Source organism: Paenibacillus sanguinis 2301083 = DSM 16941 (assembly GCF_000374825.1).
GTDB lineage: Bacteria > Bacillota > Bacilli > Paenibacillales > Paenibacillaceae > Fontibacillus > Fontibacillus sanguinis.
The window spans coordinates 108,138-130,990 of sequence record NZ_KB895383.1; the positions used below are offsets into that span (position 1 = coordinate 108,138).

Here is a 22,853-nt window from a genome sequence, read left to right on the forward strand (position 1 = left end):
AGGAAATCATTTTGTTGTTGAAATGGAGAAAGAAAAACATGGAGAAGAAGGCTGTAGAAATTGCGTCTCCACTTACCGGGGAGGCCGTAGCCTTGACCCAGGTTCCTGACGAAGCCTTTGCCGGGGGGCATATGGGCCCAGGCTTAGCGATTGAGCCCACCGAGGGAAGATTGGTGGCCCCGTTTGACGGAAAGGTTGTTCATGTGATCAAAAGCAGCCATGCGTTGATGATCGAGAGCCAGACAGGTCTGCAATTCTTGTTTCACCTGGGCATCAATACGGTCTCGCTTAAAGGCGATGGCTTTGTCACCCATGTTGCGGCAGGCGATCAAGTCAAGGCAGGTCAATTATTGATTGAATTTGACATCGCCAAAATCCGGGCAGCCGGCTATCCGGTCATTTCGCCAATTATAGTAACAAACGCTGAAGAAGCAGCGAGCAGTGTAGAAATTGTCACCGGTCCTGTGACGGCAGGCAGAAATGTTGTTTTGAAGGCGGTTTTACAATAATAAACTAAAGGTCAGGAAAGGATGATTCAAGGATGCTAGCTTTTCTCCAGAAAATCGGTAAGTCATTAATGCTGCCGGTTGCAACATTGCCTGCTGCAGCTATTCTGCTCAGGTTCGGAAGCATCGACTACATTAACGAATTTCACTTGGGACAGTCGGTTGGGGGATTCCTGAACACTTACATTGCTCCATTCCTGGCGGCAGGCGGGGGAACGATATTTGATAATCTTCCGCTTATTTTTGCCGTTGGTGTGGCAATTGGTTTGGCCGGGGATGCTGTAGCGGCTTTGTCAGCGGTTATCGGCCAGTTAATCCTGTTGAACGTATTGGACCGGGTACCGGGAATTTTCCCGGAGCTTATGCAATCTCCTGATACGAAGCTCAACATGGGGGTCCTGGGCGGAATTATTGTAGGTTGTATCTCCGCGTATCTTTACAAGCGATACCATAACATTAAGCTGCCGGATTGGCTGGGCTTCTTTGGAGGCAAACGTTTTGTACCCATGATCACTGCGTTAACGATGGTTGTCGTCGGCTTGATTCTTGGTCTGATCTGGGGACCGGTACAGAGTGCGCTTGATACGTTTGGCAACTGGGTCACCAGCCTCGGCGGGTTTGGCTCGGCTATTCATATCGTAGCCAACCGCTTATTGATTCCATTTGGTCTGCATCACATTCTTAATTCCATCGTTTGGTTCCAAATCGGGGATTTCACCAATGCTGCCGGAGATGTCATTCACGGGGACTTGCACCGCTTCTTCGCCGGTGATCCAACGGCGGGCATGTTCATGACAGGCTTCTTCCCTATCATGATGTTTGGTCTGCCGGCCGCAGCTTTTGCCATCATTCATACGGCCAGACCGGAAAGACGCAAACTGATTAGCTCCATCTTCCTCGGAGCAGCGCTTGCTTCTTTCTTGACAGGGATTACTGAACCTCTTGAATTCGCGTTCATGTTTGTGGCCCCTTTGTTGTATGGCGTTCATGCCTTGTTGTCTGGAGTTGCCGCGTATGTTACTTATGCGCTGGGCATGAAGCTGGGCTTTGGATTTTCAGCAGGTTTCATTGACTATGCTATTAACTATCAAATTTCAACAAAACCTTTGTTATTGATTCCGGTAGGCTTGGTTACAGCTGTTGTCTATTATGTGATCTTCCGCTTCATGATCGTCAAGTTTAACTTGAAGACACCGGGGCGCGAAGCGGCAGATGAAGTTGGTGAGGTAGCTGAAGCAGATACATTAACTGCTACTCCTGCTACAGGATCGGCATCGTCCATGGATAGCAGATCAGCCAAAATATTGGCGAACATCGGTGGTCCGGAGAACGTGGAGTCGGTGGATGCGTGTATTACCCGCCTTCGCCTGATCGTCAAAGACGACAAGATGGTAAATGATGCCGGATTGAAGCAGCTTGGCGCAGCAGGCGTCATGAGATTAGGCAAAGGCGCAGTCCAAGTCGTATTCGGGCCACAATCCGAAGCGATCAAGGATGATATCAAGAAATTGCTGTAAGATCAAACTGTTGAGCGATAATACTCCTTTTCAACAGTCCGACGGCAATACACGTAAAACATCAGCAGGGCGGAAGGGCAATTCCGCTCTGCTTTTTCTATTTACGGTTCAAGGGGGAAATAGGATTCATTTTTGCTACTTTTCTGCTGGACTTGCCAGTTCGGTGCGTCGTTATGTAAAGTTAAGTCGATAAGGGTTGAAGCAAATAAGGAGGTAGGTGCAAAGTTGTCATACAGATTTACAAAGTGGATGATCTTGATTGTTCCTACGCTAATCGTCGGCTTATGGGAATACGTACGCCACCAATTTTTAATGCCTTATATATCTATGGATTTGGGTAACGTATTGACCCCGGTGATTTTATTTGCGGTTAGTATAACATTGCTGAATCGTTGGTTCTCTTATCTGGAGCAAATGCAGGAGGAATTGCAACGGGAGCGGGCGTTAAAGGCCAAGCTGGAGCAACGGGAGCAGCTTGCCCGTGAGCTTCATGACGGCATAGCCCAGTCGCTATTTCTGTTATCGGTGAAGGTCGACCGGGCACAGCGGCAACACAGTGGGAGCAGCGGAGATGAGGAGTGGCATGAACTGCGAAAGGCCATTCACAAGGTTAACCGTTATGTCCGTGAGGCCATCTCGGATTTGCGAATTCCTGCTGATATCAAGGAGGAGGGAGCGGCTAGCGCGTCCATGCCAGCATTGATCCGGCAAATGGCAGCCGAGCAGCAATTGGTTCTGCATATGGATTGGCAGCTACGTGAGGAAGCGTGGTCGACGAAAGCCAGGATGGAGCTATTATCCTGCATTCGTGAGGCTCTTTTTAATGTAGGAAAACATGCTGGAGTCTCGGAGGTATGGATTGAAGCCAGTGGTAATGCCGAATCCTTTCAAGCAACTGTAATGGATCATGGAAGTGGCTTTGCCATTCAGGAGGCAGCCGAACCAGGACGTTATGGCTTGCAAATTATGCGGGAGCGGGCTAGTGGAATGGGGTGGACGCTGCAGGTGACCTCCCGTCCGGGAGCTACCACGTTGCAAATTACGGGAGGGGTGGACGTATGAAGGTGCGGGTGCTGGTCGTTGATGATCATCCTCATGCGCGGGAAGCGATCGGAGATATTCTGGCAGAGGATCCAGACTTTGAGATTGTAGCTTACGCCGAGAATGGTGATGAAGCCATCTCGCAGACCGAGCTATGGATGCCGGATTTAATTTTGATGGATATTCACATGCCTGGCAAAGACGGGCTGGAGGCAACGCGGGAAATCAAGCTGCGTTACCCCTATGTCAAAATTGTGCTGATTACCGTATCGGATGATGCCGCCCATTTATTTGAGGCATTGAAGCAAGGGGCACAAGGTTATCTGCTGAAGAATCTGGAGCCTGGCACCTGGCTGGAGTACTTGCGGGCCATCGCCAGTGATGAGGCCCCGTTATCCAGCGAATTGGCGCTTCGTATCCTGCAAGAATTCTCTCTAATGAAGAAAGAGGCGGGCGAGCCGTCACCACTAACGGCGCGAGAGCGAGAAATTCTTGGATGGGTCGCCCAGGGGATGACGAATCGCGAGATTGGTGCAGTGCTGCATATTTCTGATCAAACGGTCAAAAACCATCTGAAGAACATTTTGCAGAAGCTGCATTTGGAGAACCGGGTGCAATTAACCAGATACGCTCTGGAGCAGGGATGGGTGGATCGCCGCCGTACTTAACGGCCTTAAATGAGGACACCAGGGATACATAACATGAAACTTATTTTGTTGTGACAGAAATCACAATCACTGTTTGCTTCCCATTCTAGACTTGAAGTAATAGCTTCAAATGAAGGAGGGGACGTAGATGAGCTACCGTTGGATATCAATGATAGGTCTGTTGGCCGGGATACTTCTGCTGGCGGCTTGTGCGAATGCACCGGGGCGTTATATTGGAGAAGAGCCATCTGCACTGAAGGGGCCAGCCAAGGAGTTTACTATACATGCCAAGCCATCCGGTTATGATACCAAGGAGATCAGGGTCAAGCAGGGCGATACGGTGCGGATCAAGCTAGTGAACACTCAAGGGATGCATTCCTTGAAAATTTCCGGCTATAACCAGGAAGTGCGGGGCGGGAAGACCATAACCTTTGTTGCAGATCAAGCGGGAGAGTTTGAATTCTCATGCAATATCTCTTGCGGTAAGGATCATAAGCAAATGAAGGGTACTTTCATTGTTAAATAAATAAACAAGCGGGTAGTCCATTGAGGAGGACAACCCGCTTGTTTTATATGGAGATTTCCTTCAAAAATGCCCAAGTTCTTCCTTGGCGGCTTCAGACATATTGGCTGGGGACCAGCGTGGCTCCCAAACGATATCCACCTCCGGATCTGTGATGCCTAGCTGATCATTCAACGCAAAGCGGACACCACCTACGATGGTGTCATGCATCGGACAGCCCGGCGTGGTTAAGGTCATCTGAATATAAACCTGATCGTCTTCCTCCCGAATGTCATATACCAGTCCAAGATCAACAATGTTTACGCCAAGCTCCGGATCGTAGACCTGGCGTAAGGCTTCGCGAATTTGTTCGATTCTGTTCATAGAGCATTCCTCCAGCTTGAATTTAATGGGCAAATACCAAAGCGATTATTGTGATATAAGCGAGGGAAACAACCGAAAGCACCGCGCCCCCCAGTGCAACAGCCAGCGAAGACCCAAGAACAAGCCCTATTAGAACTGTCAGATTGGCACACAAGATAAGGGTTAAGCCAAGATTGACCTTGCGATCATCCAGCAGATCAGCCAGTACTGGTGTTCCCGGTTTACCCGCTTGTTTGCCGTATTTATAGGTCCACCATAGGAAAGGTACAATCTTGGATACATAACCGAGTACAGTAAAGGATACCCAGCAGCTTAGATATACCCAACCTGCAACCAAGACAGTGGACGTATCCAGCAAGTTGTCCGGCAGCAGGATGGCCCGGATGACGAACAAGGTGGCGAATAAAGCAAGCAGTTGGCTTCCAGTAACGGCCCATTCAATGCCGGCCCCAGGGCTGCGCTTGTGCTTTTTTTTACGGATTCGCAGCAAATGAATATTGTAGGTCCAGAGTGCGATAACAATCAGTGCCAGAGCGGCAATCTTAAATCCGATGGGGGAGCCCAGTAGAAAGGAACCTGCCCCCAGAAGCACCCCGATATTCCACAAACCAAGCACGATATACTCCAAGCGGATCGGATAGTCATGGGATAAATAAAACATGGGTAGCAGTTTGTAGCTGAAGCCAGTGATCAGAAGACCAAACCACCCTAGCGTTCCCAGCCAGATATGGGCGCCGAACAGGTTCTCATGCCATTCGCTACCCCAGCCAGTAGCAAAGCCGATTCCCATCGTCATACCGGTTAAGCCGGTTAACAGCAAAAAGGTCACAGCACAAGCGGTGCTGAGGGTGATGGCATTCCAAAGCTTTGCGCGCAGCAGCGTTGCGGCCATATTCCAGACGAATAGCACGATGCCGGAGAACGCAATGGTGGCAAAGCCGCCAATCCAATACGTATCTCCTTGCACGAAGCCTAGCAACAAGCCAAACAATCCGACGGTAAACAAGACATAGTGGATATAGCCCAACCGTTCGCTGTAGAGATTAGTTTGCAAAATAACATGAATTAATTGGTAAACGGCGCCCATCGCCAGCATAGTTGCCCATCCCAATACAAATAGATGGACCTGGAACCAGCCAGCCGGGCCGCGGATATCCTCGCCTAGCCAGCCTGTAAGTGACATAAGCGAGGTGGCGTGAAAGAGGATGAATCCGAAAATCCCGGTAACAATAAATAGAAAAGGCAGACGGGACATTGCCGGCATAGCAGGTCACCTCCTTAAGGCTTGCGTATCTTCACCTTGGCTGATCCGTCGGGTTGCTCATCAACGGTATAAGTACAGCCCAGGTTGTTCAACTCCTCAATCAGAAAGACGGGTATACGATCGTTGTGGATGTGTACCTCTCCACCCGGCTTGCTGCGGCCAATGGCAGCAAGGGTACGAACCATGGGCTGGGGCGGTTCCAGCCCGCGATTGTCCAGTTCGATGATGACTTGCTTCGGTTCCCCGGAGCAGTCCTGAGCATCAGAGGAAGCATTCGGACGGTTTTCTTGTATTATCGCTTCAACGGAACCCTCGGGCTGCTGTGCCAGCCAGTCCTTGTGCTTTTTGTGAACAAAAGTGGTTACCCAATGCTCCTTCTCCTGCATCTCCGCTTTACCGGCAAATCCTTTCATCTTCAGCAAGCCAATCAGCGGTGTGGGCTTGAAGGTGGCATGGAGGACGAAGATGTCGTCTTGCTCCACCGTTTTGAGGGTATCCATGATAAGCTGAAAGGGCTCAAGCTTATTTCTGAGCTGTTCTCGTACATCCAATTCAATGACTTTGGCATCTGCCTGGTTCATATCGATCACCTCTTTAATTTATTGAAAATTTCTCATACACAGGAGTTGATTAATGGTTCATCGCAGGCCCTCCATGATCCAGTCCGTCATGAGTAGCCCGTAGGATGGCAATGGCTCCTTTGAAGGCATCGTTTAGCTGATGGGTCAATACGGAGTAATCGCCATCTTCTGTCACCGTAAATTCAACGACGGCTCCGCCCCCAGCAGGGATCAGGACCGTTTGCATGCCATAAAGGACGTTTTGCGGATTCCCATCCAGATAAACGCGGTCAAAGGTAGTACCAACCACATGGAACGAGGATACATGATTAGGTCCTGCGTTCATGACATACAGGCGTACCTTGTCACCGACCTTGGCTAGCAGGGGCTTCTCCTTGAGAGTGAAATCATCTCCATTAAACACCACATATTCCGGGTCGCCGTGCTGAAAATCATCCAGGTCATTCTCCGCATACCATTCGCTCTGAACCAGTGTATAGGACTGATCAATTTCACTATCGGTCTCATAGCCGTCTTCAGGCTCAACGATGATGGTTCCATACATGCCGTTGGCGACATGGAGCAATACGGGACTGGCTCCGCAATGATACATGAATACGCCTGGCGTGTCTGCCGAGTATTCGAAGGTACCTTGCTCGTCAGGCATAATCTCGATGAACTTGCGGCTTGGCGCGGCATGGACCGCATGAAAATCCATGGAATGGGGCATCTCCGGGTCCCTATTGACGAGTGTAAATTTAAGCAAATCGCCTTGTTTGACACGCAAGACCGGTCCAGGAACTGTTCCATTAAAGGTCCAAGCATTGTAAATGACGCCGTCCGAAATTTCGATATCCGTCCGCTGGGCAGTCATCTCAATGCGAACCACATTGCCTTCCCGCTCTATGATGGGAGCTACAGGCGCTTGATTAATTCGCTCTGCTTCCTGCAAGGACGTTATATCCTGCTCGGCTTTGTCCGGACCAAGCGGAAAGGCAAGCCAGGCGGCAGCGATCATAATAAGGGCAGAGAGAACGAAAATAAGCCCTCTCAGCAGTTGTGACTGCTTCATAACTATTTTCCTTTCTATCAAGGAATCAACCGATTGTTGTGGGTATCATTCAGGGTAAGCAATCTAAGCGTACGTGCAGAGGAAGAATGGGATTGTGATATAAATCACTTGAATGTTGTCAAATTTTCATAAGGAAGGTTTGGATTTCTGTTATATATCACAAAATAGAGATACAGCGAATTTAAATTACAGAAATGAAGTTAGCTAGAATTGACAAAATAATGAATAGGCCTTATTATATTATTGTTTGAAAGTAACACTTCAAAAAATAGATACTATAAAAAAGATAGTAAAAATTATTGGTTGGAGGGAACCTATATGTCTCAAGTATTATTTGTGAAAGCTAATGGCCGCCCGGCGGAGCAATCCGCAACGGTTAAACTCTATGAAAGCTTTGTGCAAGCTTACAAAGAAACACATCCTCAGGATTCCATAATCGAATTGAATCTGTTTGAATTGGATTTGCCGTACTACGATATGGACATGATTAATGGATTATTCAAAGCAGGCAAGGATATTCCTGCAACGCCAGAAGAACAAAAAGCGGCTACTCTGGCAAACGGCTATCTGGAGCAATTCCTGAAAGCTGATAAAGTCGTATTTGCCTTCCCGCTGTGGAACTTTACGATTCCAGCTCAATTTTTGACATATTTGTTCTACCTGAACCAAGCAGGCAAGACCTTTAAATATACAGAACAAGGCCCTGTTGGGTTAGTTGGTGAGAAGAAGGTTGCTTTGCTTCATGCTCGCGGTGGTGTTTATTCTGAAGGGCCGATGGCTGCTTTGGAAATGTCCCTGAACTACGTCAAGAATACCTTGGCATTCTGGGGAGTCACCAATCCGGAGGTTGTGGTTGTGGAAGGACATAACCAATCCCCGGATCGTGCGGAAGCCATCATTCAAGATGGTGTGCAGCGTGCGGCTGCCCTTGCAAAACAATTTTAATATCATGATTTAATTGGTTTGGCATAAAGCTGCTTTTCCCGAAGCCTTTTGGGGAGAGCAGCTTTTTTGGTATTCCGAAAGGCAGAGCGTTTGGCCAAAATGCACTAGCTCTGCTATAATACGGCTATTCTATGAGCGGGGACGGGGAAATCATAATGATTATCATGAATGAAAAAATAAAAGCTACCGAAGTCTGGGTGACTGGTGTGGATGGCGAAGATTTGGGTATTATGAATACGAAGGATGCGCTGAAGCTGGCGAAGTCCTTAAAGGTAGACCTGGTATGTACGTCGCTTTTCTCCAGTCCGCCGCCATGCCAATTGGTAAGAGGCTCAGAGCATCAGGCCAAACAACGTCAAATCAAGGGGCAAGAGCGCAAGCAGGCTACAGGAGGCAAGCTGAAGGAAATTCGACTCACGGCACAAATCGAGGGGCATGATTATGATACCAAGAAGCGCCAAGCTGAGCGGCTGTTGTCCTCCGGTCATGATGTGCAATTAACCGTGCTTGTGGATCGCAAGCAATCCGAGCCTGCACGGAGGCTTGCAGAGGAATTGGCCCGCGATTTGAAGCACTGCAGCCAGCAAGAACGAGGGATTCAGGTCAGCGGCAAGCAGGCCGTGGTCATCTTGAGGGCAGTTCGAGAATAGAGTATAACGTGAGAATTACCCGAATAGAAACTACTGAGCCCTGCTGTTATACTCAGCAGGGCAATCTGCTGTATGTTGAAATACGACAGAAATCTATTATTTTCTTCGCAAAATGGATCATGTTATTCATGTAGAAGTGGAAAATTTGTAATATATTATGGTTGGATTTTGTAACCTTTTATTTGTCATTGGAAGTAAAAGACATGGTATGATGTTACTGTGTTTGATGTATACCCAGCTCAAATAAAGGATGATTAGGTGGATGAGTAAACGGATTCTGATTGTTGATGATGATGATAAAATAGCAAAGCTGATCGAAATATACTTGGTGAATGAAGGATATACCGTGGTGAAAGCTGTCAATGGCCTGCGAGCGCTGGAGATTACCGATAACGATGAGATCGATTTAGTTATTCTTGACGTGATGCTCCCTGGCTTGGATGGCATCTCGGTATGTATGAAGATTCGCGAGACAAGAACGACCCCGATTCTGATGCTTAGCGCCAAGGATGGAGATATGGACAAGATCACCGGACTGATGACCGGCGCGGATGATTATATGGTGAAGCCCTTCAATCCATTGGAGCTTGTAGCCCGGGTCAAATCGCTGCTGCGGCGCTCCTCATATGCAACCCAGCCGCAGCCGTCTCAAGGAGCTCAAGAAAATATAATCAGGCTGGCTTCGCTGCAAATTGACAAGGAAACGCATACAGCGACGGTAGACGGAAATCCGTTGAAGCTAACGCCCATTGAGTTTGGCATTTTGCATCTTCTGGCCAGCCACCCCGGGCGGGTATTTGGCTCGGAGGAGATATTCGAGTTGATCTGGAAGGACAAGTACCTGGACAGCGGCAATTCCGTCACGGTCCATATCAGCCGCCTGCGGGACAAGCTGGAGAAGGAAATGGATGGGGAGAAGTTGATTCGCACCGTATGGGGGGTCGGCTACAAACTTGAAAGCTAGCTTACGCTTTTTGGCCTGGCTGTTCTGGACGGTTATCGCTTCTTTGATATCGCTGTTTTTGCTTATTTTGCTGGCACGGCTGTTTTATGTCGTGTTTCCCAGTTTAAGCTTCTACACCGTCGTATTATGGATCAATCGGAACATCGGGTTTCCGTTAGCCTACTACCTGATGGGTGTGCCCATTATTCTGCTGTTCTCCTTGTATTTCTATCGCCGGGGCATACGCCGCCACGAGAAGAAGTATCTCGAGTTATTGATTGAAGAAGTGCACAAGATTGAAGATGGCTCGGTTCGTAAAATACCGGTGGAGAATGTGGGGCAATTAGGCCAGCTTGCCACCGATATCAATCGAATGGTTGAGCGGCTTCGCACCTCAATGGAAGAGGAGCGGCGGGCGGAGCAGACCAAAAATGAACTGATTACGAACGTCTCCCACGACCTGCGTACTCCGCTAACCTCCATTACAGGTTATTTGGGTCTGATTGAACAGGATCGTTACCGGGATGAGGTTGAATTGCGTTATTACGTTAATATGGCCTACGAAGAATCACTTCGTTTAAAGCAATTGCTTCAGGATTTATTCGAGTATACACGAATGCAGAACAAAGAAATGAAGCTGGACAAAACGCGGATCAACCTGGCTGAAATGCTGTATCAAATCTCTGCTCACTTTGGTTGGCAAATGCAGGAGAATGGTATGGAGTTTCGCATTTACCTGCAAGGGCCGCTGATGGTCCAGGCAGATGGCGACAAACTCAGAAGGGTTTACGAGAATTTAATTACGAATGCTATTCGTTATGGTCAGGAAGGCAGATACATTGACATTCGGGGCTGGGAGGAAGGGAACGAAGTTGTCACCGAGATTGTCAATTACGGAGAACCCATTCCGGCGGCAGACCACCCCCACCTCTTTGATCGCTTCTACCGGGTGGAGAAATCGCGTACTGTTCATAGCGGGGGTTCCGGAATTGGACTTGCCATTGCCAAGCATATCGTTAACCTGCATCAAGGAGCCATCGGCGTCGAGAGCAATGAATTTCGCACAGCCTTTATCGTCCGGCTATACAGGGATGGAGCTTGAATCAGCTAGAATTTACAACAACATCATGATTGCAACTCAAAGAGACGCCGAAAGTCGTCTCTTTTCCTTAAGAAATTGAATAAATTTCTTAAGGAAAACTTAATAATTTCTTAGCCGGGATGCAAACTCTGTCCGTCATAATGAACTCATACAGAAAAAGATAACTTGGCTGCGAGGTTGGAGAAAGTGAGGTATAAATCATGAATACACGATCCATGGATCTGCTTTATCGCGAATATAAAAATGACGTATTTCGATATTTATACAGTATGTGCCGGAATTTGCATACCGCTGAGGACTTGATGCAGGAGACCTTCTGTCGGGCGCTCAAGCACCTGGAAGAGGGGGAGGGGAAGCGTGCCAAGGCATGGTTGTTGCGTGTTGCCCACAATGCTTACATAGACACATTGCGCAAGGAGAGCCGCTCTTCGTCTTACGAGAATGAGTTCTTCTACCGCTATGCCAGCGACGACACGCCGGAGAAATCCATCTTGTGCCAGGAGAATGAGCGAGAATTGTATGCAATGTTATCCCAGCTTCAGCCCAAGCAGCAGCATGCGGTGCTGCTCTATAATGTGCATGGCTTTTCTTATCAGGAGTCGGCTGACCTGATGGGCATATCTTTATCCCATTTTAAAATTCTGCTCTACCGGGCTCGCCAAAAGCTGCGTCGCAACAAAGAAACGGCTTAATTCTGTAGCATATATATCATGGCTGCCTGAGGGCGGCCTTTTTGGCGTGATCTGTTCTTTTTGGCTTATTTGATGTAGGATGTAGGGGAAGAATACCGGATGCCAAAAAAAGGCAATCACGTATAAGGAGGAACTGGGAATGGCAAATCATTTGCAGGATACTGTTACTTTGAATAATGGCATTCAAATGCCCTGGTTAGGACTTGGCGTTTATTTGGCCAAGGAAGGACAGGAAGTGGTGCAAGCTGTTAAAGCGGCGATTCGGAAAGGGTATCGCAGTATTGATACGGCCTCGGCTTATCGCAATGAAGAGGGCGTGGGACAAGCGGTGCGGGAAGCGCTTCAGGAGAATAATCTCCAGCGGGAGGATTTGTTCATTACCTCCAAGGTCTGGAATTCTCATCAGGGGTATGAAGCCACATTGACCTCTTTTCACGAGAGTCTGGAACGATTGCAGGTAGACTATTTGGACTTGTTCCTTATACACTGGCCAGTGAAAGAGAAGTATAAAGATACGTGGAGAGCGCTGGAAAAGGTGTACGCAGAGGGCAAGGTACGGGCGATCGGAGTCAGCAACTTTCAGGTGCATCATCTGGAGGACTTGTTGGAAGAAGCCAAGGTGGTCCCTGCTGTGAATCAAATCGAATTGCATCCTTATTTGACCCAGAAGGAATTGCGGACTTATTGCCAGGACAAAGGCATTCAGGTGGAAGCCTGGTCTCCGCTTGGACAGGGCAATCTGCTGGATCATGACACGATAAAGACTATAGCCAGCAGATATAATAAGACGGCGGCTCAAGTTATTTTACGCTGGGATTTGCAATCACAGATCGTCACGATTCCCAAATCAGTTCATGAGGCGAGAATCGCCCAGAATGCGAATATTTTCGATTTCACGCTAACGTCGGAGGATATGGAAGCTATTGACGGGCTGAACCGCAACCAGCGTTTCGGATCGGATCCCGACAATTTCAATTTCTAGGCAACGGTGCAAGCCATCGAAAAGAGAGAGGTACAGATGAATCAATCAACTGCCGTCAAACCGGCCGCTTCCGCTGTAACCGTATATCCGATTTTGTTTGCTATCAGCCTGGTTCATTTACTTAATGATACGATGCAGTCAGCCATTCCTGCTTTATTTCCGGTATTGCGTGAATCTTTAACGTTAACCTATGGACATACCGGTTGGGCATTTCGTGGTAAAATGAAGTGCCTTAGTCTACATATATGAACAGGGAGAGTTGAATGCATGAAGAGTTCGAAGGGCTATTTTTATTACTTTGTCTGGCTGCTGGGAGCGTTGTTGCTGTTGTACTACGGCGGTAAGTTCCTCGGCATGATGGAGCAAAAAACGCAAACCTTTTATCGAATGGATTATACTCTGATCGGGGAGATTGTTTATGCTTTTGTATTTGGTTTGTATTTAAGCTGTATGAACGGGGTGCCTAATCGCAGGAAATTTCACAGGCCATTGCTGACCTTTGTGTTTATTCCCAGCTTTCTGCTCATGATCTACCCGATCATTACGATTTATGTGAAGCAGATTTACATCGCTGGCTACTATCAGCTCATTCACGAACCGCAATTTTTCTTCCTCGGCATGCTGAGTGGATACTCCTTGGTTAAGAGCCTGTTTACTACCAGATAACCGAGTCGATCGGATTAAGGAGAGTATAGACATATGGCAAAAATATTAGTGTTTGGTGGCTCACGGTATTTTGGCAAAAGACTGGTCAACCTGCTCATTCAGCAGGGAAGACATGACATTACCGTGATAACTCGCGGGCAGGCGGAACTCCAATTGGAGGGACCTGTTCGGCACTTACGGGTTGATCGCACAGACGAAAGCGCGCTGCAGGCCGCTGTAGGAAGTGAGACATGGGACATTATCTATGATAATATTTGTTTCCTGCCAAGGGAGGCACTATCAGCCATTCGAATTTTTAAAGGGAAGGTCAAGAGATATATATTGACTTCTACCTTATCGGTTTATAACCTCGGCAAGGTCCCGCTGACAGAGACTGACTTTGATCCATATCGTTATGGATTTAATACCGATAGTCAGCTGACGCTGGATTATGGTGAAGGGAAAAGGCAGGTAGAGGCGGCTTTCTTCCAATATGCTGATTTTCCGGTGGCCGCCATGCGTATCCCCATTGTGCTTGGGCCAGATGATTACACACAAAGGCTGCAGTTCCACATTGATCGAGTCCGGCAAGGAACGCCCATCGGCTTACCGAATCCAGAGGCAGCGATATCCTTTATTCATTCAGCGGAAGCGGCAAATTTCTTGAATTGGCTGAGGGACTCGGCAATTACAGGTCCGATTAACGCCTGCTCCATTGGGGAGATTACGATCCGACAATTGCTGGGGCTGATTGAGGAAGCCACAGGGAAACAGGCTATCATTCAAGAAGAGACGGCTCAAGCGAATCAGTCACCATTCGGTATCTCATCATCCTGGATAATGGATCATACAAAGGCAATGGAAGCCGGATACCGATTTGAAGCTTTGGACGATTGGCTCCCTGATCTGGTTAGAGCGATTGCAGCAAAACAGTAGGCATTTACAACTCGGCAAACAAGTCATTCTAAAGCACATTAGACACATCCTATCACCTGTGGCTCCTGAAACTCCGGGCTAACCATTTCGTAATATAACTTAGCTATTAGTATCGAAGACTTAGAGCGGAACAGTATAAGGGGGAGACGGGATGTTTGAGGATTTGAATGTACGGATGGCAGACATTAAGGAGCAGGAACGCAATCAAAAGAAGTGGGAGCGTCAGCTAAAGGGACTCAGGGAGGAACTGACCGACCTGCAAGCTGATCGTGACCGCTGGCAGCGAAGATTATCCTCTGAAGAGGAGGATGTGCAAAGGTTGTCCTCTATGTCCTTGTCCAACTTGATAGCCACCTTGCTGGGGAACAAAGCAGAGAAGCTGGATCGGGAGCAGCGTGAGGCGCTTGAGGTAAAGGTGAGGTTTGACGCGGCCGAAGCAGCTGTTCATCATATGAAGGAGCAAGTATCGGGACTAGAGCGGAAGTTGCTGCAGACCAGCGGTTGGAAAAATGATTACGAGCGTGTATTTCAGGCCAAGGAGAAGCAGATTCTGGAGCAAGATGGAGAGCTTCGGGAATTGGCTGAGTATGAAGCTTTGCTCACTGTGCAGATGAAAGAGGTTCAAGAGGCTCTGCAGGCCGGACAGTCCGTACTGCATGATTTGAATGCGGCGGCTGACAGTTTGCATTCCGCTAAAAACTGGGGCACTTACGACATGCTGGGCGGGGGAATGATCTCAACGCATATTAAGCATAGCCATATCGATGAAGCGATGCATAGTATCAATTTAGCTCAACATAGCTTGAAGCGCTTTGAACGGGAGCTTCGTGATGTAGGAGAAACCCTGCCCGGGGGAATGGTCATTTCTGATTTGCTTAAATTCTCGGATTATTTCTTTGACGGACTTATTGTCGATTGGCTTGTACAAGGACAAATTCATGATTTGCTCGGTCAGGTTCAGGCCAATGATAAGGCTGTGAGCCAGGTAGTACGGGAGCTGGAGGCTGCTATGCGCAAGCTGGAAGCCGAATGGTCGCAAGTGAACCGTAAATATGTGCAAATGGTGGAAAATTATCGTTAATAAGCGGCAATGATCAGGATGCCGGAGGCGTCTGAATACAGGCGTCCTTCGCTGAAATGGAGGTACATAGTATGCGTATAGGCGTAGTTTCCGATACCCATATGCCACGCCGTGGTGCGGGGCTTCCGCCCAAGCTGCTTCAAAGCTTCAAGGCCTGTGATTTGATCCTACATCTTGGAGACTGGGTCTCACTGGACGTATGGGAGCAGCTTAAGGCATTGGCCCCGGTGGACGGGGTAGCGGGCAATAATGATCCATCCGACATTGTTAGGCGATTCGGGAACCACAAGATTCTGGAGCTGGGCGGATATCGCATTGGCTTAACGCACGGTCATTTACCGGGCGGAGGTTATGGAGCCAGAGAGAACGCTCAGCGGACCTTTGCGGGTCAGCCGGTGCATGCGGTGCTGTTTGGCCATTCTCACCAACCGCATATAAGCGAAAGTGGGGGAGTGCTCTGGTTCAACCCTGGTTCCCCCACAGATAAGCGGCGTGAGCCTAAATATAGCTTTGGTCTGCTGGAACTGACCGAGCAAGGCCTGCAGGCCAAGCATATTTACTTTAGCGGCAAGTGAGCCGTTCAAACTTGATTGTGGAATTATTTTTAGCAGGAGACTCGCATAAGCGGGTTTCTTTTGTTGTTGACGGATAATTGACCACCATTTAATATAGGAATAATACTTCCCGTCCGCACAAGTTGTATACGTGTCCGTGAACGCTTTATTACTTTTATCTATGAAAGCGTTAATCGGATCGTGCTTTACAGCCCAGACTATGCGGGGATCACTATTTTATGAAGAGAGAAGGGGAATAGGGATGAAGAAAAAATGGGGATGGCTTGTACTATTATCATTAATGATATTAAGTATTGCAGGCTGCGGCAGCAATAATGCCAATTCCGGAGGCGCCAACACTGGAACTACCGGGCAGGCGCAAAGTGAAGAATCTGGGGAAGAGGCGAATGCGGCCAAGGGTTCCTATAAGATCGCCATATCGCAAATCGTTGAGCACCCTTCATTGGATGCGACTCGTGAAGGCTTCCTAGCGGCCTTGAAGGACGCAGGCATTGTCGAAGGCGAGAACCTGAAGCTTGATTACAACAATGCACAGGGAGATACGACAAACAATACGACTATTGCTCAGAAGATTGCTGGCGAGCCTTATGATCTGGTGCTTGCTATTGCAACGCCCCCGGCGCAAGCTGTTGCCCAACAGGTCAAGAACTCGCCAATTTTGTTCGCGGCTGTTACCGACCCGCTCGATGCGAAGCTGGTTGATAATCTGGATCGGCCAGGCGGCAATATTTCCGGTGCCTCCGATACGAATCCTGAAGCCATTACCAAGCTCATGAATTTTATTGCAACCCACTTTACAGAGGTAAAATCGGTAGGCTTGGTGTTGAATCAAGGGGAGCCTAATGCTGTAATCATGGCCAGCCATGCGGAGAAAGCGTTAGAAGCCCATGGCATCAAGCTGGTCAAGGCCTCAGTAACCAATACGTCAGAAGTGAAGCAAGCGGCTGAGTCATTGGTAGGACGCGTAGATGCGCTATACATCACGCTGGATAATACCGTAGTTGAAGCAGTCAGCACCATCATTCAGGTTGCGAATAACAATGATTTGCCGTTTTTCTCCAGCGATCGCGATACCGTAGAGCACGGTGCATTTGCTACTGTGGGCTTCAAATATTACGATCATGGCTATCAAGTCGGAGAAATGGCTGTAGAGGTCTTGAAAAATGGCAAACAGGTTGGCGATTTGAAGGTGACAGTACCTGATAAGCTGGATCTGATTTTGAACCTCAAAGCGGCTGCGGAGCAAGGCATAGAGGTGACTGACGCCATGAGGGACGAAGTGATCGATAAGGAAAACAACGTGCTCGAATAGACAGAAAATCTCCACATCTGGAGGAGGAACTATCATGATAAACTCGCTGCTCGGAGCTTTGGAATCCGGCCTGCTTTATGCGCTGATGGCGCTTGGCGTCTACATTACGTTTCGGATTCTGGATTTCCCGGATCTGACGGTAGACGGCAGCTTTACAACCGGTGGAGCAATTGCCGCTGTGATGATTACGGGCGGCTTCTCCCCGTGGATGGCTACGGCTGCTGCTTTCTGCGGCGGGCTGGTAGCGGGAAGCATCACCGGAATTATTCATACCAAGGGACGCATAAACGGCTTGCTCTCCGGGATATTGATGATGATCGCTTTGTATTCCATCAATATGCGTATTATGGGCAAGCCGAACGTTGCCTTGCTGGGAGAGACGACTTTGTTTAGCTCGCTATCCCCATTATGGTTTATGCCCTTTGTCGTTATCGCCATCAAGCTGCTGCTCGATCTGTTCTTCCGCACGGAGTGGGGGCTCGCTTTACGGGCCACAGGCGATAACAAGCGTATGATTCGCAGCTTCGGGGCGAACACTGACGTTACCATTATTATCGGGCTCAGCCTCTCCAACGGGCTTGTCGCCTTGTCTGGAGCCTTAATTGCACAGCAGTCTGGCTTTGCGGATATCTCCTCGGGGATCGGCATGATCGTCATAGGACTGGCCTCAGTCATTATAGGGGAGGCCATCTTTGGGGCGCGCACAGTATTTTGGGCTACGCTAGCCGCCGTGCTGGGCTCCATTGTGTATCGGCTGGTGGTAGCGATGGCCTTGCGTGTGGAATGGTTGGAGCAAACCGATCTGAAGCTCATTACAGCGGTCATTGTGATCATCGCATTGGTGCTTCCTACTGTACAGCGTTCATGGAAGCAGAAGAAGCAGGCCCAGCGACGCGCCGATGAGCTTGCTCAGATTGCTGCCGAGCGGCAAACCGTGGGAGGTGGATTGTAATGCTACAGCTATCCCGCGTATCCAAGCTGTTTCATCCGGGGACACCGGATGAGAAGATTGCTTTGATTAATGTAAGCTTACATCTGGCGCCTGGCGATTTTGTTACGGTCATCGGGAGTAATGGGGCTGGCAAGTCGACGCTGATGAACATGATCTCCGGCGTGATTAAACCTGACGCCGGAGAGGTTCGGATCGGAGGCGAGGATATCGGCTATTTGCCGGAGCATCAGCGCAGCCGCTGGATCGGCCGTGTATTCCAGGATCCGATGGCCGGAACCGCTCCGCATATGACAATAGAAGAGAACTTGGCGATGGCTTATTCTCGGGGCAAGCGGCGTTCGCTGCGCTTCGGTGTTTCCTCCAGGCGTCGGGGTCAATTCAAGGAAGAGCTCGGCAGGCTTGGCATTGGATTGGAGAACAGACTGCGCGCCAAGGTCGGCAGCTTGTCCGGCGGAGAGCGTCAAGCGCTTAGCTTGCTGATGGCTACGTTTACGGAGCCGCAGATCCTGCTGCTTGACGAGCATACGGCAGCATTGGACCCGGCTAGAGCAGAGCTAGTGACCAAGCTGACGCAGAATATTGTCAATGAATTGCATCTGACGACGCTGATGGTCACTCATAACATGGAGCAGGCCATTCGCCTTGGCAATCGCCTGATCATGATGGATGGCGGACGCATCATTCTGGACGTAGATGCAACTCGCAAGCGCGACCTGACCATGGAGCAGCTGCTTGGCGAGTTTGAGCGCATCAGTGGTCGGAAGCTCGCTGATGACCGCGTTGTGCTGGGTGGATAGCTATGCAAATAGAAAAGCGTAGGCTGAAGGAAAAGCAATTTCCCCTCGGCCACGCTTTTTTTATACGTTGGTTGCGCTAGTTTTTGCATTCATAAAGCCTGAGGTCCATGCTATAATCAGTTGAACAGAAAGGGGAGAAGACGATTGATTCTTGAGGTCGCCCAGTTGCAGGTAAAGCCCGGTATGATCAATGAATTTGAAAGCAGCTTCCGTCAGGCTTCAAAGATTATTAGCGGCATGAGCGGTTATATTCGCCACGAATTGCATAAATGCGTGGAGGTTGAGAACAAATATATGCTGTTAGTCCACTGGGAGTCGATTGCCGCACATGAGATTGGCTTTCGGCAGTCTCCAGAGTATCAGGAATGGAAGGCACTGCTGCATCATTTCTATCATCCTTTCCCAACCGTCGAGCATTACGTGCAGATTCGCCATGAACTATCGTAGGGATTAAGATAAGTGTGAATATGTATACTCTGTTAACATGAAGGGTCAGGTCATAAATGATAAGAATTGATTTTGATTACACGATTGAAGATGCGAGCTTAAAGGATTTGACGGCTATTGTAGATATTTACAACGAAACGATTGCCAGCCGAAGTGTCACCGCAGACTTGGAGCCAATCACGGTGAATGACAGATTGGAGTGGTTTGCCGAGCACTCCCCGGATTCACGTCCATTGTGGGTCATGCGTTATGAAGGCAAGGTCATTGCCTGGCTTAGCCTTCAATCCTTTTATGGCCGGCCGGCTTATGCGGCTACTGTGGAGATAAGCATTTATATCAGCGAAGCCTGGCGTGGCCAGGGGCTTGGCAGTATTTTGCTGAACCGGGTCTTTGAATCTTGTCCAAGGCTAGGAGTGAAGACGCTGCTTGGATTTGTGTTCGCTCATAATGAACCCAGCCTCGGCTTGTTGCTCAAGCATGGCTTTGAGCGATGGGGGAATCTTCCGCAAGTAGCAAGTTTGGACGGGGTAGAAAGGGATCTTGTAATTTTAGGCAAGCGGGTTGGCAATAGATCTTAAGCGAATGGAGAACGGACAATTTGAGTGAATGGATTGGACAAATCACGGACTGGTTTTTGACTGCAACTTCCCTGGACGGTTATTCTGTTCTGTTATTAACGATCCCGCTCGCGGTCATTCAGGGCCTGTTCGGCTTCTTTCCATTCGCTACACTGGTGCTGCTGCATATTTCCTTGCTGGGCATTGTGGAGGGGCTGCTTGCCAGTTGGATAGCGGGAACCTTGGCTGGCTTGATCGTTTATTTATTGTGCAGATACTGGTTCACCGATTGGTTTAACCGTAAATGGATGAACAAGCTGAGGAAATACGAAAAATGGCAAAAGGGGCTGGACCGCTACGGTGTTTGGGCTGTTATCTTCCTGCGCACGATTCCAATTGTGCCCAATAATATTATTTCCTTCATGTCGGCGATCTCAAACCTCAAGCTGAGGTCCTATGCATGGTCCAATATGGTCGGCAATCTATCGAGCATTTGGTTGTTTGGCTTGATCAGTGCGCCCATCGTATTTCCGGGCGTCAATTTGAGTGAACTGGTCTTGTCCTACGTCCTATTTCTGCTAGTGCTTGGCATCGTCTTTATCATCAGACAGCGCATGATGACGAATAAAGAGCACAAGGCTTGATAAGATAAAAAGAAAATCGCATTTCCGGGAGGAATTTTACTTGAAAGCCAATGAAACTAACAGCATCACAGCTCCTGCTCCCAAGCAGCGCAAGCTGCTCTTCAGCGCTGGACTAAGCTGGATGTTCGATGCCATGGATGTCGGCATCATTTCATTTATCGCCGCTGCCTTGGCAGTGGAGTGGAGCTTGACTCCAGAACAAACCGGCTTCTTTACAGCCGTCAATTCGCTCGGAATGGCCTTCGGGGCTGCGATTGCGGGATATATGGCCGATAAGTATGGAAGAAAATCCGTCCTGCTCTGGACACTGCTGATCTTCTCCATCGCCAGCGGATTATCGGCTGCGGCCACGAGCTTTGCCGTTTTGTGCATACTCCGTTTTATTGCCGGCTTCGGCTTGGGGGGAGAACTGCCAGTAGCATCGACACTGGTGTCCGAATCCGTACCGGCCAAGGAGCGCGGCAGAGCCGTTGTCTTGCTGGAGAGCTTCTGGGCTGCGGGTTGGATCGCTTCCGCATTGATTTCTTATTTTGTCATCCCGAATTACGGCTGGCAGGCCGCTTTCCTGATTGGTGCCACCCCGGCACTCTATGCCTTGTACTTGCGCAAGTCGATACAAGATCCACCACGCTTCAAGAAACAAGCCGCCACGAGCGAAGGGAGAGGCTTATCCTTTCTGGATCGCTTCCGTTCCGTCTGGACAGGCCCGTATCGCCGCTCTACGATCATGTTGTGGATTCTCTGGTTCACCGTGGTCTTTTCCTATTACGGCATGTTTTTGTGGTTGCCTTCCGTGATGGTCCTTAAAGGGTTCAGCTTGGTAAAGAGCTTCGGGTATGTGCTGATTATGACACTTGCCCAATTGCCCGGCTATTTCACAGCCGCTTATTTTATTGAGAAATTTGGCCGAAAGTTTGTGCTAGTGCTCTACCTGTTGCTTACGGCGGCAAGCGCCGCGTGGTTTGGAAATGCTGCTACCGAAGGGATGCTGCTGGCTTCAGGCATCTGCCTGTCCTTCTTTAATTTGGGCGCTTGGGGTGGCATGTACGCCTACACACCAGAATTATACCCGACAAAGGTTCGGTCCACAGGGGTTGGACTTGCGGCTTCCTTTGGCCGTATCGGGGGCATCATCGCGCCTTATCTGGTCGGCTTGCTCGTTGCTCGACAAGTGGCGATTGGTAGTATTTTCTGGATGTTCTTTATTACCGTGCTGGTAGGTGCGATAGCAGTCTTCTTCCTCGGTGTGGAGACGAAAGGGAAGGAATTGGCCGACTGATATTTCATTCTATCAGGCAACCAAGCCTCCGGCTCAATCTGAATTCATCAGATTAGGCCTGGAGGCTTGTGGCTTTCAATGATTACTTCGTTCATCTGCCTGTTAAGTCCAGGTTTCGGTGTCTAATTGCTCACCTGGCTTCAAAGCATGGCCCTGAATACCGATATGATATAGCTTGTCTTTGAATTGGCTGCTGTCTTGGGTAATGGCATCAAAGGTGTCGTAATGCACAGGAACGACATGCTTGGCTCCGATCCATTCGGCTGCCGTTAATGCATCCTCTGGTCCCATGGTAAAGTGATCGCCGATAGGCAGAAATGCTAAATCTACCGGGCGACGCATCCCGACCAGCTTCATGTCACTGAATAAAGCCGTATCTCCGGCATGATACAGGACCAATTCATCAATTTCAAGCACAATACCGGCAGCAACCCCCAGATACAAATTAACTCCGTCTTGATGGATAGAGGTGCTATGCAGGGCAGGCACCCATTTGATTTTTCCGAATGGGAACTCGCGTGAACCGCCCAGGTTCATACCCACCGTCTCCAGACCAGAGGCGGCCAAATAATCCGCCAACTCGACGATGGCAAGAATAGGAGCATTGTTCCGTCTTGCGATGCTTTCGGCATCTCCGACATGATCGGAGTGCCCATGGGTAAGCAGGACAAAATCTGCTTTAATGTCCTTCGCCGCGGCTCCGGCTACGGGGTTGCCCGTAAGGAACGGATCGATAATCAGTTGGAAATTGCCGGTATCCACATGGACGCAGGAGTGTCCCAAATACGTTATCTTCATCCCATTCACCTCTTGTTAGATTG

The 22,853-nt window shown here is 49.0% G+C and carries 28 protein-coding genes; 23 read left to right on the forward strand and 5 right to left on the reverse strand.

Annotated features, from left to right (window positions below; genetic code table 11):
• Nucleotides 1-11: 11 nt before the first annotated feature.
• The 5 genes from C557_RS0113805 (at nucleotide 12) to C557_RS0113825 (ending at nucleotide 4,237) form a co-directional block, all read left to right on the forward strand.
• Complete coding sequence (locus C557_RS0113805) at nucleotides 12-509, forward strand: PTS sugar transporter subunit IIA (protein WP_018752466.1); 498 nt, start codon at nucleotides 12-14, stop codon at nucleotides 507-509.
• 32 nt (nucleotides 510-541) lie between these two features.
• Nucleotides 542-2,023 (forward strand): N-acetylglucosamine-specific PTS transporter subunit IIBC, encoded by a 1,482-nt coding sequence (nagE, locus tag C557_RS0113810; RefSeq protein WP_018752467.1) that lies wholly within the window; start codon nucleotides 542-544, stop codon nucleotides 2,021-2,023.
• Nucleotides 2,024-2,248: 225 nt separating this feature from the next.
• A complete protein-coding gene (locus C557_RS0113815) occupies nucleotides 2,249-3,085 on the forward strand; it encodes a sensor histidine kinase (RefSeq protein WP_018752468.1) in 837 nt (278 codons plus the stop codon).
• Nucleotides 3,082-3,732 (forward strand): response regulator, encoded by a 651-nt coding sequence (locus tag C557_RS0113820; protein WP_018752469.1) that lies wholly within the window; start codon nucleotides 3,082-3,084, stop codon nucleotides 3,730-3,732. The genes C557_RS0113815 and C557_RS0113820 overlap by 4 nt, the downstream gene beginning before the upstream one ends.
• 127 nt (nucleotides 3,733-3,859) lie before the next feature.
• On the forward strand, nucleotides 3,860-4,237 hold the full coding sequence (locus C557_RS0113825) for a cupredoxin domain-containing protein (protein ID WP_018752470.1): 378 nt from the start codon (nucleotides 3,860-3,862) through the stop codon (nucleotides 4,235-4,237).
• Between the two features lie 60 nt (nucleotides 4,238-4,297).
• Here C557_RS0113825 and C557_RS0113830 read toward each other — a convergent pair whose 3' ends face one another.
• From C557_RS0113830 to C557_RS0113845, 4 genes are read right to left on the reverse strand one after another with little or no spacing between them, the layout of a single operon-like run.
• The gene (locus C557_RS0113830; protein WP_018752471.1) at nucleotides 4,298-4,597 is read right to left on the reverse strand and encodes a metal-sulfur cluster assembly factor; all 300 of its coding nucleotides are present in this window, start codon (nucleotides 4,595-4,597) and stop codon (nucleotides 4,298-4,300) included.
• 22 nt (nucleotides 4,598-4,619) lie between these two features.
• The gene (locus C557_RS0113835; protein WP_018752472.1) at nucleotides 4,620-5,861 is read right to left on the reverse strand and encodes a heme-copper oxidase family protein; all 1,242 of its coding nucleotides are present in this window, start codon (nucleotides 5,859-5,861) and stop codon (nucleotides 4,620-4,622) included.
• Nucleotides 5,862-5,875: 14 nt separating this feature from the next.
• The gene (locus tag C557_RS0113840) at nucleotides 5,876-6,442 is read right to left on the reverse strand and encodes a DUF2249 domain-containing protein (RefSeq protein ID WP_018752473.1); all 567 of its coding nucleotides are present in this window, start codon (nucleotides 6,440-6,442) and stop codon (nucleotides 5,876-5,878) included.
• A gap of 49 nt (nucleotides 6,443-6,491) precedes the next feature.
• On the reverse strand, nucleotides 6,492-7,493 hold the full coding sequence (locus C557_RS0113845) for a multicopper oxidase domain-containing protein (protein WP_018752474.1): 1,002 nt from the start codon (nucleotides 7,491-7,493) through the stop codon (nucleotides 6,492-6,494).
• A gap of 318 nt (nucleotides 7,494-7,811) precedes the next feature.
• Here C557_RS0113845 and C557_RS0113850 point away from each other — a divergent pair, with 318 nt between their 5' ends.
• From C557_RS0113850 to C557_RS0113935, 18 genes are all read left to right on the forward strand, one after another.
• Nucleotides 7,812-8,438, forward strand: coding sequence for an FMN-dependent NADH-azoreductase (locus tag C557_RS0113850; protein WP_018752475.1), 627 nt, complete (start codon nucleotides 7,812-7,814; stop codon nucleotides 8,436-8,438).
• 158 nt (nucleotides 8,439-8,596) lie between these two features.
• Nucleotides 8,597-9,088, forward strand: coding sequence for a translation initiation factor IF-3 (gene infC, locus C557_RS0113855; protein ID WP_026263486.1), 492 nt, complete (start codon nucleotides 8,597-8,599; stop codon nucleotides 9,086-9,088).
• Nucleotides 9,089-9,350: 262 nt separating this feature from the next.
• Nucleotides 9,351-10,052: a response regulator transcription factor gene (locus C557_RS0113860; protein WP_018752477.1), complete on the forward strand. Its 702-nt coding sequence runs from the start codon at nucleotides 9,351-9,353 to the stop codon at nucleotides 10,050-10,052.
• Nucleotides 10,042-11,133, forward strand: coding sequence for a sensor histidine kinase (locus tag C557_RS0113865; protein WP_018752478.1), 1,092 nt, complete (start codon nucleotides 10,042-10,044; stop codon nucleotides 11,131-11,133). Before C557_RS0113860 ends, C557_RS0113865 begins: the two co-directional genes overlap by 11 nt.
• Before the next feature lie 200 nt (nucleotides 11,134-11,333).
• On the forward strand, nucleotides 11,334-11,825 hold the full coding sequence (locus tag C557_RS0113870) for an RNA polymerase sigma factor (RefSeq protein WP_018752479.1): 492 nt from the start codon (nucleotides 11,334-11,336) through the stop codon (nucleotides 11,823-11,825).
• A gap of 139 nt (nucleotides 11,826-11,964) precedes the next feature.
• Entirely contained in the window at nucleotides 11,965-12,807 is an 843-nt protein-coding gene (locus C557_RS0113875) for an aldo/keto reductase (protein ID WP_018752480.1), read from the forward strand.
• A gap of 36 nt (nucleotides 12,808-12,843) precedes the next feature.
• On the forward strand, nucleotides 12,844-13,056 hold the full coding sequence (locus C557_RS0113880) for a hypothetical protein (protein WP_018752481.1): 213 nt from the start codon (nucleotides 12,844-12,846) through the stop codon (nucleotides 13,054-13,056).
• Nucleotides 13,057-13,074: 18 nt separating this feature from the next.
• Entirely contained in the window at nucleotides 13,075-13,473 is a 399-nt protein-coding gene (locus C557_RS0113885; protein ID WP_018752482.1) for a hypothetical protein, read from the forward strand.
• Between the two features lie 33 nt (nucleotides 13,474-13,506).
• Nucleotides 13,507-14,388 (forward strand): NAD-dependent epimerase/dehydratase family protein, encoded by an 882-nt coding sequence (locus tag C557_RS0113890; protein ID WP_018752483.1) that lies wholly within the window; start codon nucleotides 13,507-13,509, stop codon nucleotides 14,386-14,388.
• Nucleotides 14,389-14,539: 151 nt separating this feature from the next.
• The gene (locus C557_RS0113895; protein WP_018752484.1) at nucleotides 14,540-15,469 is read left to right on the forward strand and encodes a coiled-coil domain-containing protein; all 930 of its coding nucleotides are present in this window, start codon (nucleotides 14,540-14,542) and stop codon (nucleotides 15,467-15,469) included.
• A gap of 71 nt (nucleotides 15,470-15,540) precedes the next feature.
• Nucleotides 15,541-16,044, forward strand: a complete 504-nt coding sequence (locus C557_RS0113900; protein ID WP_018752485.1) for a metallophosphoesterase family protein — start codon at nucleotides 15,541-15,543, stop codon at nucleotides 16,042-16,044.
• 241 nt (nucleotides 16,045-16,285) lie between these two features.
• Nucleotides 16,286-17,356, forward strand: coding sequence for an ABC transporter substrate-binding protein (locus C557_RS0113905; protein ID WP_018752486.1), 1,071 nt, complete (start codon nucleotides 16,286-16,288; stop codon nucleotides 17,354-17,356).
• A 34-nt stretch (nucleotides 17,357-17,390) separates the two neighbouring features.
• Nucleotides 17,391-18,308, forward strand: a complete 918-nt coding sequence (locus C557_RS0113910; RefSeq protein WP_018752487.1) for an ABC transporter permease — start codon at nucleotides 17,391-17,393, stop codon at nucleotides 18,306-18,308.
• Nucleotides 18,308-19,105, forward strand: coding sequence for an ABC transporter ATP-binding protein (locus C557_RS0113915; RefSeq protein ID WP_018752488.1), 798 nt, complete (start codon nucleotides 18,308-18,310; stop codon nucleotides 19,103-19,105). The genes C557_RS0113910 and C557_RS0113915 overlap by 1 nt, the downstream gene beginning before the upstream one ends.
• 144 nt (nucleotides 19,106-19,249) lie before the next feature.
• Complete coding sequence (locus C557_RS0113920) at nucleotides 19,250-19,552, forward strand: antibiotic biosynthesis monooxygenase family protein (RefSeq protein WP_018752489.1); 303 nt, start codon at nucleotides 19,250-19,252, stop codon at nucleotides 19,550-19,552.
• Nucleotides 19,553-19,608: 56 nt separating this feature from the next.
• The gene (locus tag C557_RS0113925) at nucleotides 19,609-20,130 is read left to right on the forward strand and encodes a GNAT family N-acetyltransferase (protein WP_018752490.1); all 522 of its coding nucleotides are present in this window, start codon (nucleotides 19,609-19,611) and stop codon (nucleotides 20,128-20,130) included.
• Between the two features lie 20 nt (nucleotides 20,131-20,150).
• On the forward strand, nucleotides 20,151-20,753 hold the full coding sequence (locus C557_RS0113930) for a TVP38/TMEM64 family protein (RefSeq protein WP_018752491.1): 603 nt from the start codon (nucleotides 20,151-20,153) through the stop codon (nucleotides 20,751-20,753).
• 40 nt (nucleotides 20,754-20,793) lie between these two features.
• A complete protein-coding gene (locus C557_RS0113935) occupies nucleotides 20,794-22,032 on the forward strand; it encodes an MFS transporter (RefSeq protein WP_018752492.1) in 1,239 nt (412 codons plus the stop codon).
• A gap of 102 nt (nucleotides 22,033-22,134) precedes the next feature.
• On the opposite strand, the gene C557_RS0113940 is transcribed toward C557_RS0113935, so the two are convergent.
• Entirely contained in the window at nucleotides 22,135-22,830 is a 696-nt protein-coding gene (locus C557_RS0113940; RefSeq protein WP_018752493.1) for a metal-dependent hydrolase, read from the reverse strand.
• Nucleotides 22,831-22,853: the final 23 nt, after the last annotated feature.

What these genes read in the sequence shown, in the direction of transcription:
- nagE (WP_018752467.1), top strand. Translation starts at nt 542, where the DNA reads ATGCTAGCTTTTCTCCAGAAAATCGGTAAGTCATTAATGCTGCCGGTT.
- C557_RS0113820 (WP_018752469.1), top strand. Translation starts at nt 3,082, where the DNA reads ATGAAGGTGCGGGTGCTGGTCGTTGATGATCATCCTCATGCGCGGGAA.
- C557_RS0113825 (WP_018752470.1), top strand. Translation starts at nt 3,860, where the DNA reads ATGAGCTACCGTTGGATATCAATGATAGGTCTGTTGGCCGGGATACTT.
- C557_RS0113830 (WP_018752471.1), bottom strand. Translation starts at nt 4,597, where the DNA reads ATGAACAGAATCGAACAAATTCGCGAAGCCTTACGCCAGGTCTACGAT.
- C557_RS0113835 (WP_018752472.1), bottom strand. Translation starts at nt 5,861, where the DNA reads ATGCCGGCAATGTCCCGTCTGCCTTTTCTATTTATTGTTACCGGGATT.
- C557_RS0113840 (WP_018752473.1), bottom strand. Translation starts at nt 6,442, where the DNA reads ATGAACCAGGCAGATGCCAAAGTCATTGAATTGGATGTACGAGAACAG.
- C557_RS0113845 (WP_018752474.1), bottom strand. Translation starts at nt 7,493, where the DNA reads ATGAAGCAGTCACAACTGCTGAGAGGGCTTATTTTCGTTCTCTCTGCC.
- C557_RS0113850 (WP_018752475.1), top strand. Translation starts at nt 7,812, where the DNA reads ATGTCTCAAGTATTATTTGTGAAAGCTAATGGCCGCCCGGCGGAGCAA.
- C557_RS0113860 (WP_018752477.1), top strand. Translation starts at nt 9,351, where the DNA reads ATGAGTAAACGGATTCTGATTGTTGATGATGATGATAAAATAGCAAAG.
- C557_RS0113870 (WP_018752479.1), top strand. Translation starts at nt 11,334, where the DNA reads ATGAATACACGATCCATGGATCTGCTTTATCGCGAATATAAAAATGAC.
- C557_RS0113875 (WP_018752480.1), top strand. Translation starts at nt 11,965, where the DNA reads ATGGCAAATCATTTGCAGGATACTGTTACTTTGAATAATGGCATTCAA.
- C557_RS0113880 (WP_018752481.1), top strand. Translation starts at nt 12,844, where the DNA reads ATGAATCAATCAACTGCCGTCAAACCGGCCGCTTCCGCTGTAACCGTA.
- C557_RS0113885 (WP_018752482.1), top strand. Translation starts at nt 13,075, where the DNA reads ATGAAGAGTTCGAAGGGCTATTTTTATTACTTTGTCTGGCTGCTGGGA.
- C557_RS0113890 (WP_018752483.1), top strand. Translation starts at nt 13,507, where the DNA reads ATGGCAAAAATATTAGTGTTTGGTGGCTCACGGTATTTTGGCAAAAGA.
- C557_RS0113895 (WP_018752484.1), top strand. Translation starts at nt 14,540, where the DNA reads ATGTTTGAGGATTTGAATGTACGGATGGCAGACATTAAGGAGCAGGAA.
- C557_RS0113900 (WP_018752485.1), top strand. Translation starts at nt 15,541, where the DNA reads ATGCGTATAGGCGTAGTTTCCGATACCCATATGCCACGCCGTGGTGCG.
- C557_RS0113905 (WP_018752486.1), top strand. Translation starts at nt 16,286, where the DNA reads ATGAAGAAAAAATGGGGATGGCTTGTACTATTATCATTAATGATATTA.
- C557_RS0113910 (WP_018752487.1), top strand. Translation starts at nt 17,391, where the DNA reads ATGATAAACTCGCTGCTCGGAGCTTTGGAATCCGGCCTGCTTTATGCG.
- C557_RS0113915 (WP_018752488.1), top strand. Translation starts at nt 18,308, where the DNA reads ATGCTACAGCTATCCCGCGTATCCAAGCTGTTTCATCCGGGGACACCG.
- C557_RS0113925 (WP_018752490.1), top strand. Translation starts at nt 19,609, where the DNA reads ATGATAAGAATTGATTTTGATTACACGATTGAAGATGCGAGCTTAAAG.
- C557_RS0113940 (WP_018752493.1), bottom strand. Translation starts at nt 22,830, where the DNA reads ATGAAGATAACGTATTTGGGACACTCCTGCGTCCATGTGGATACCGGC.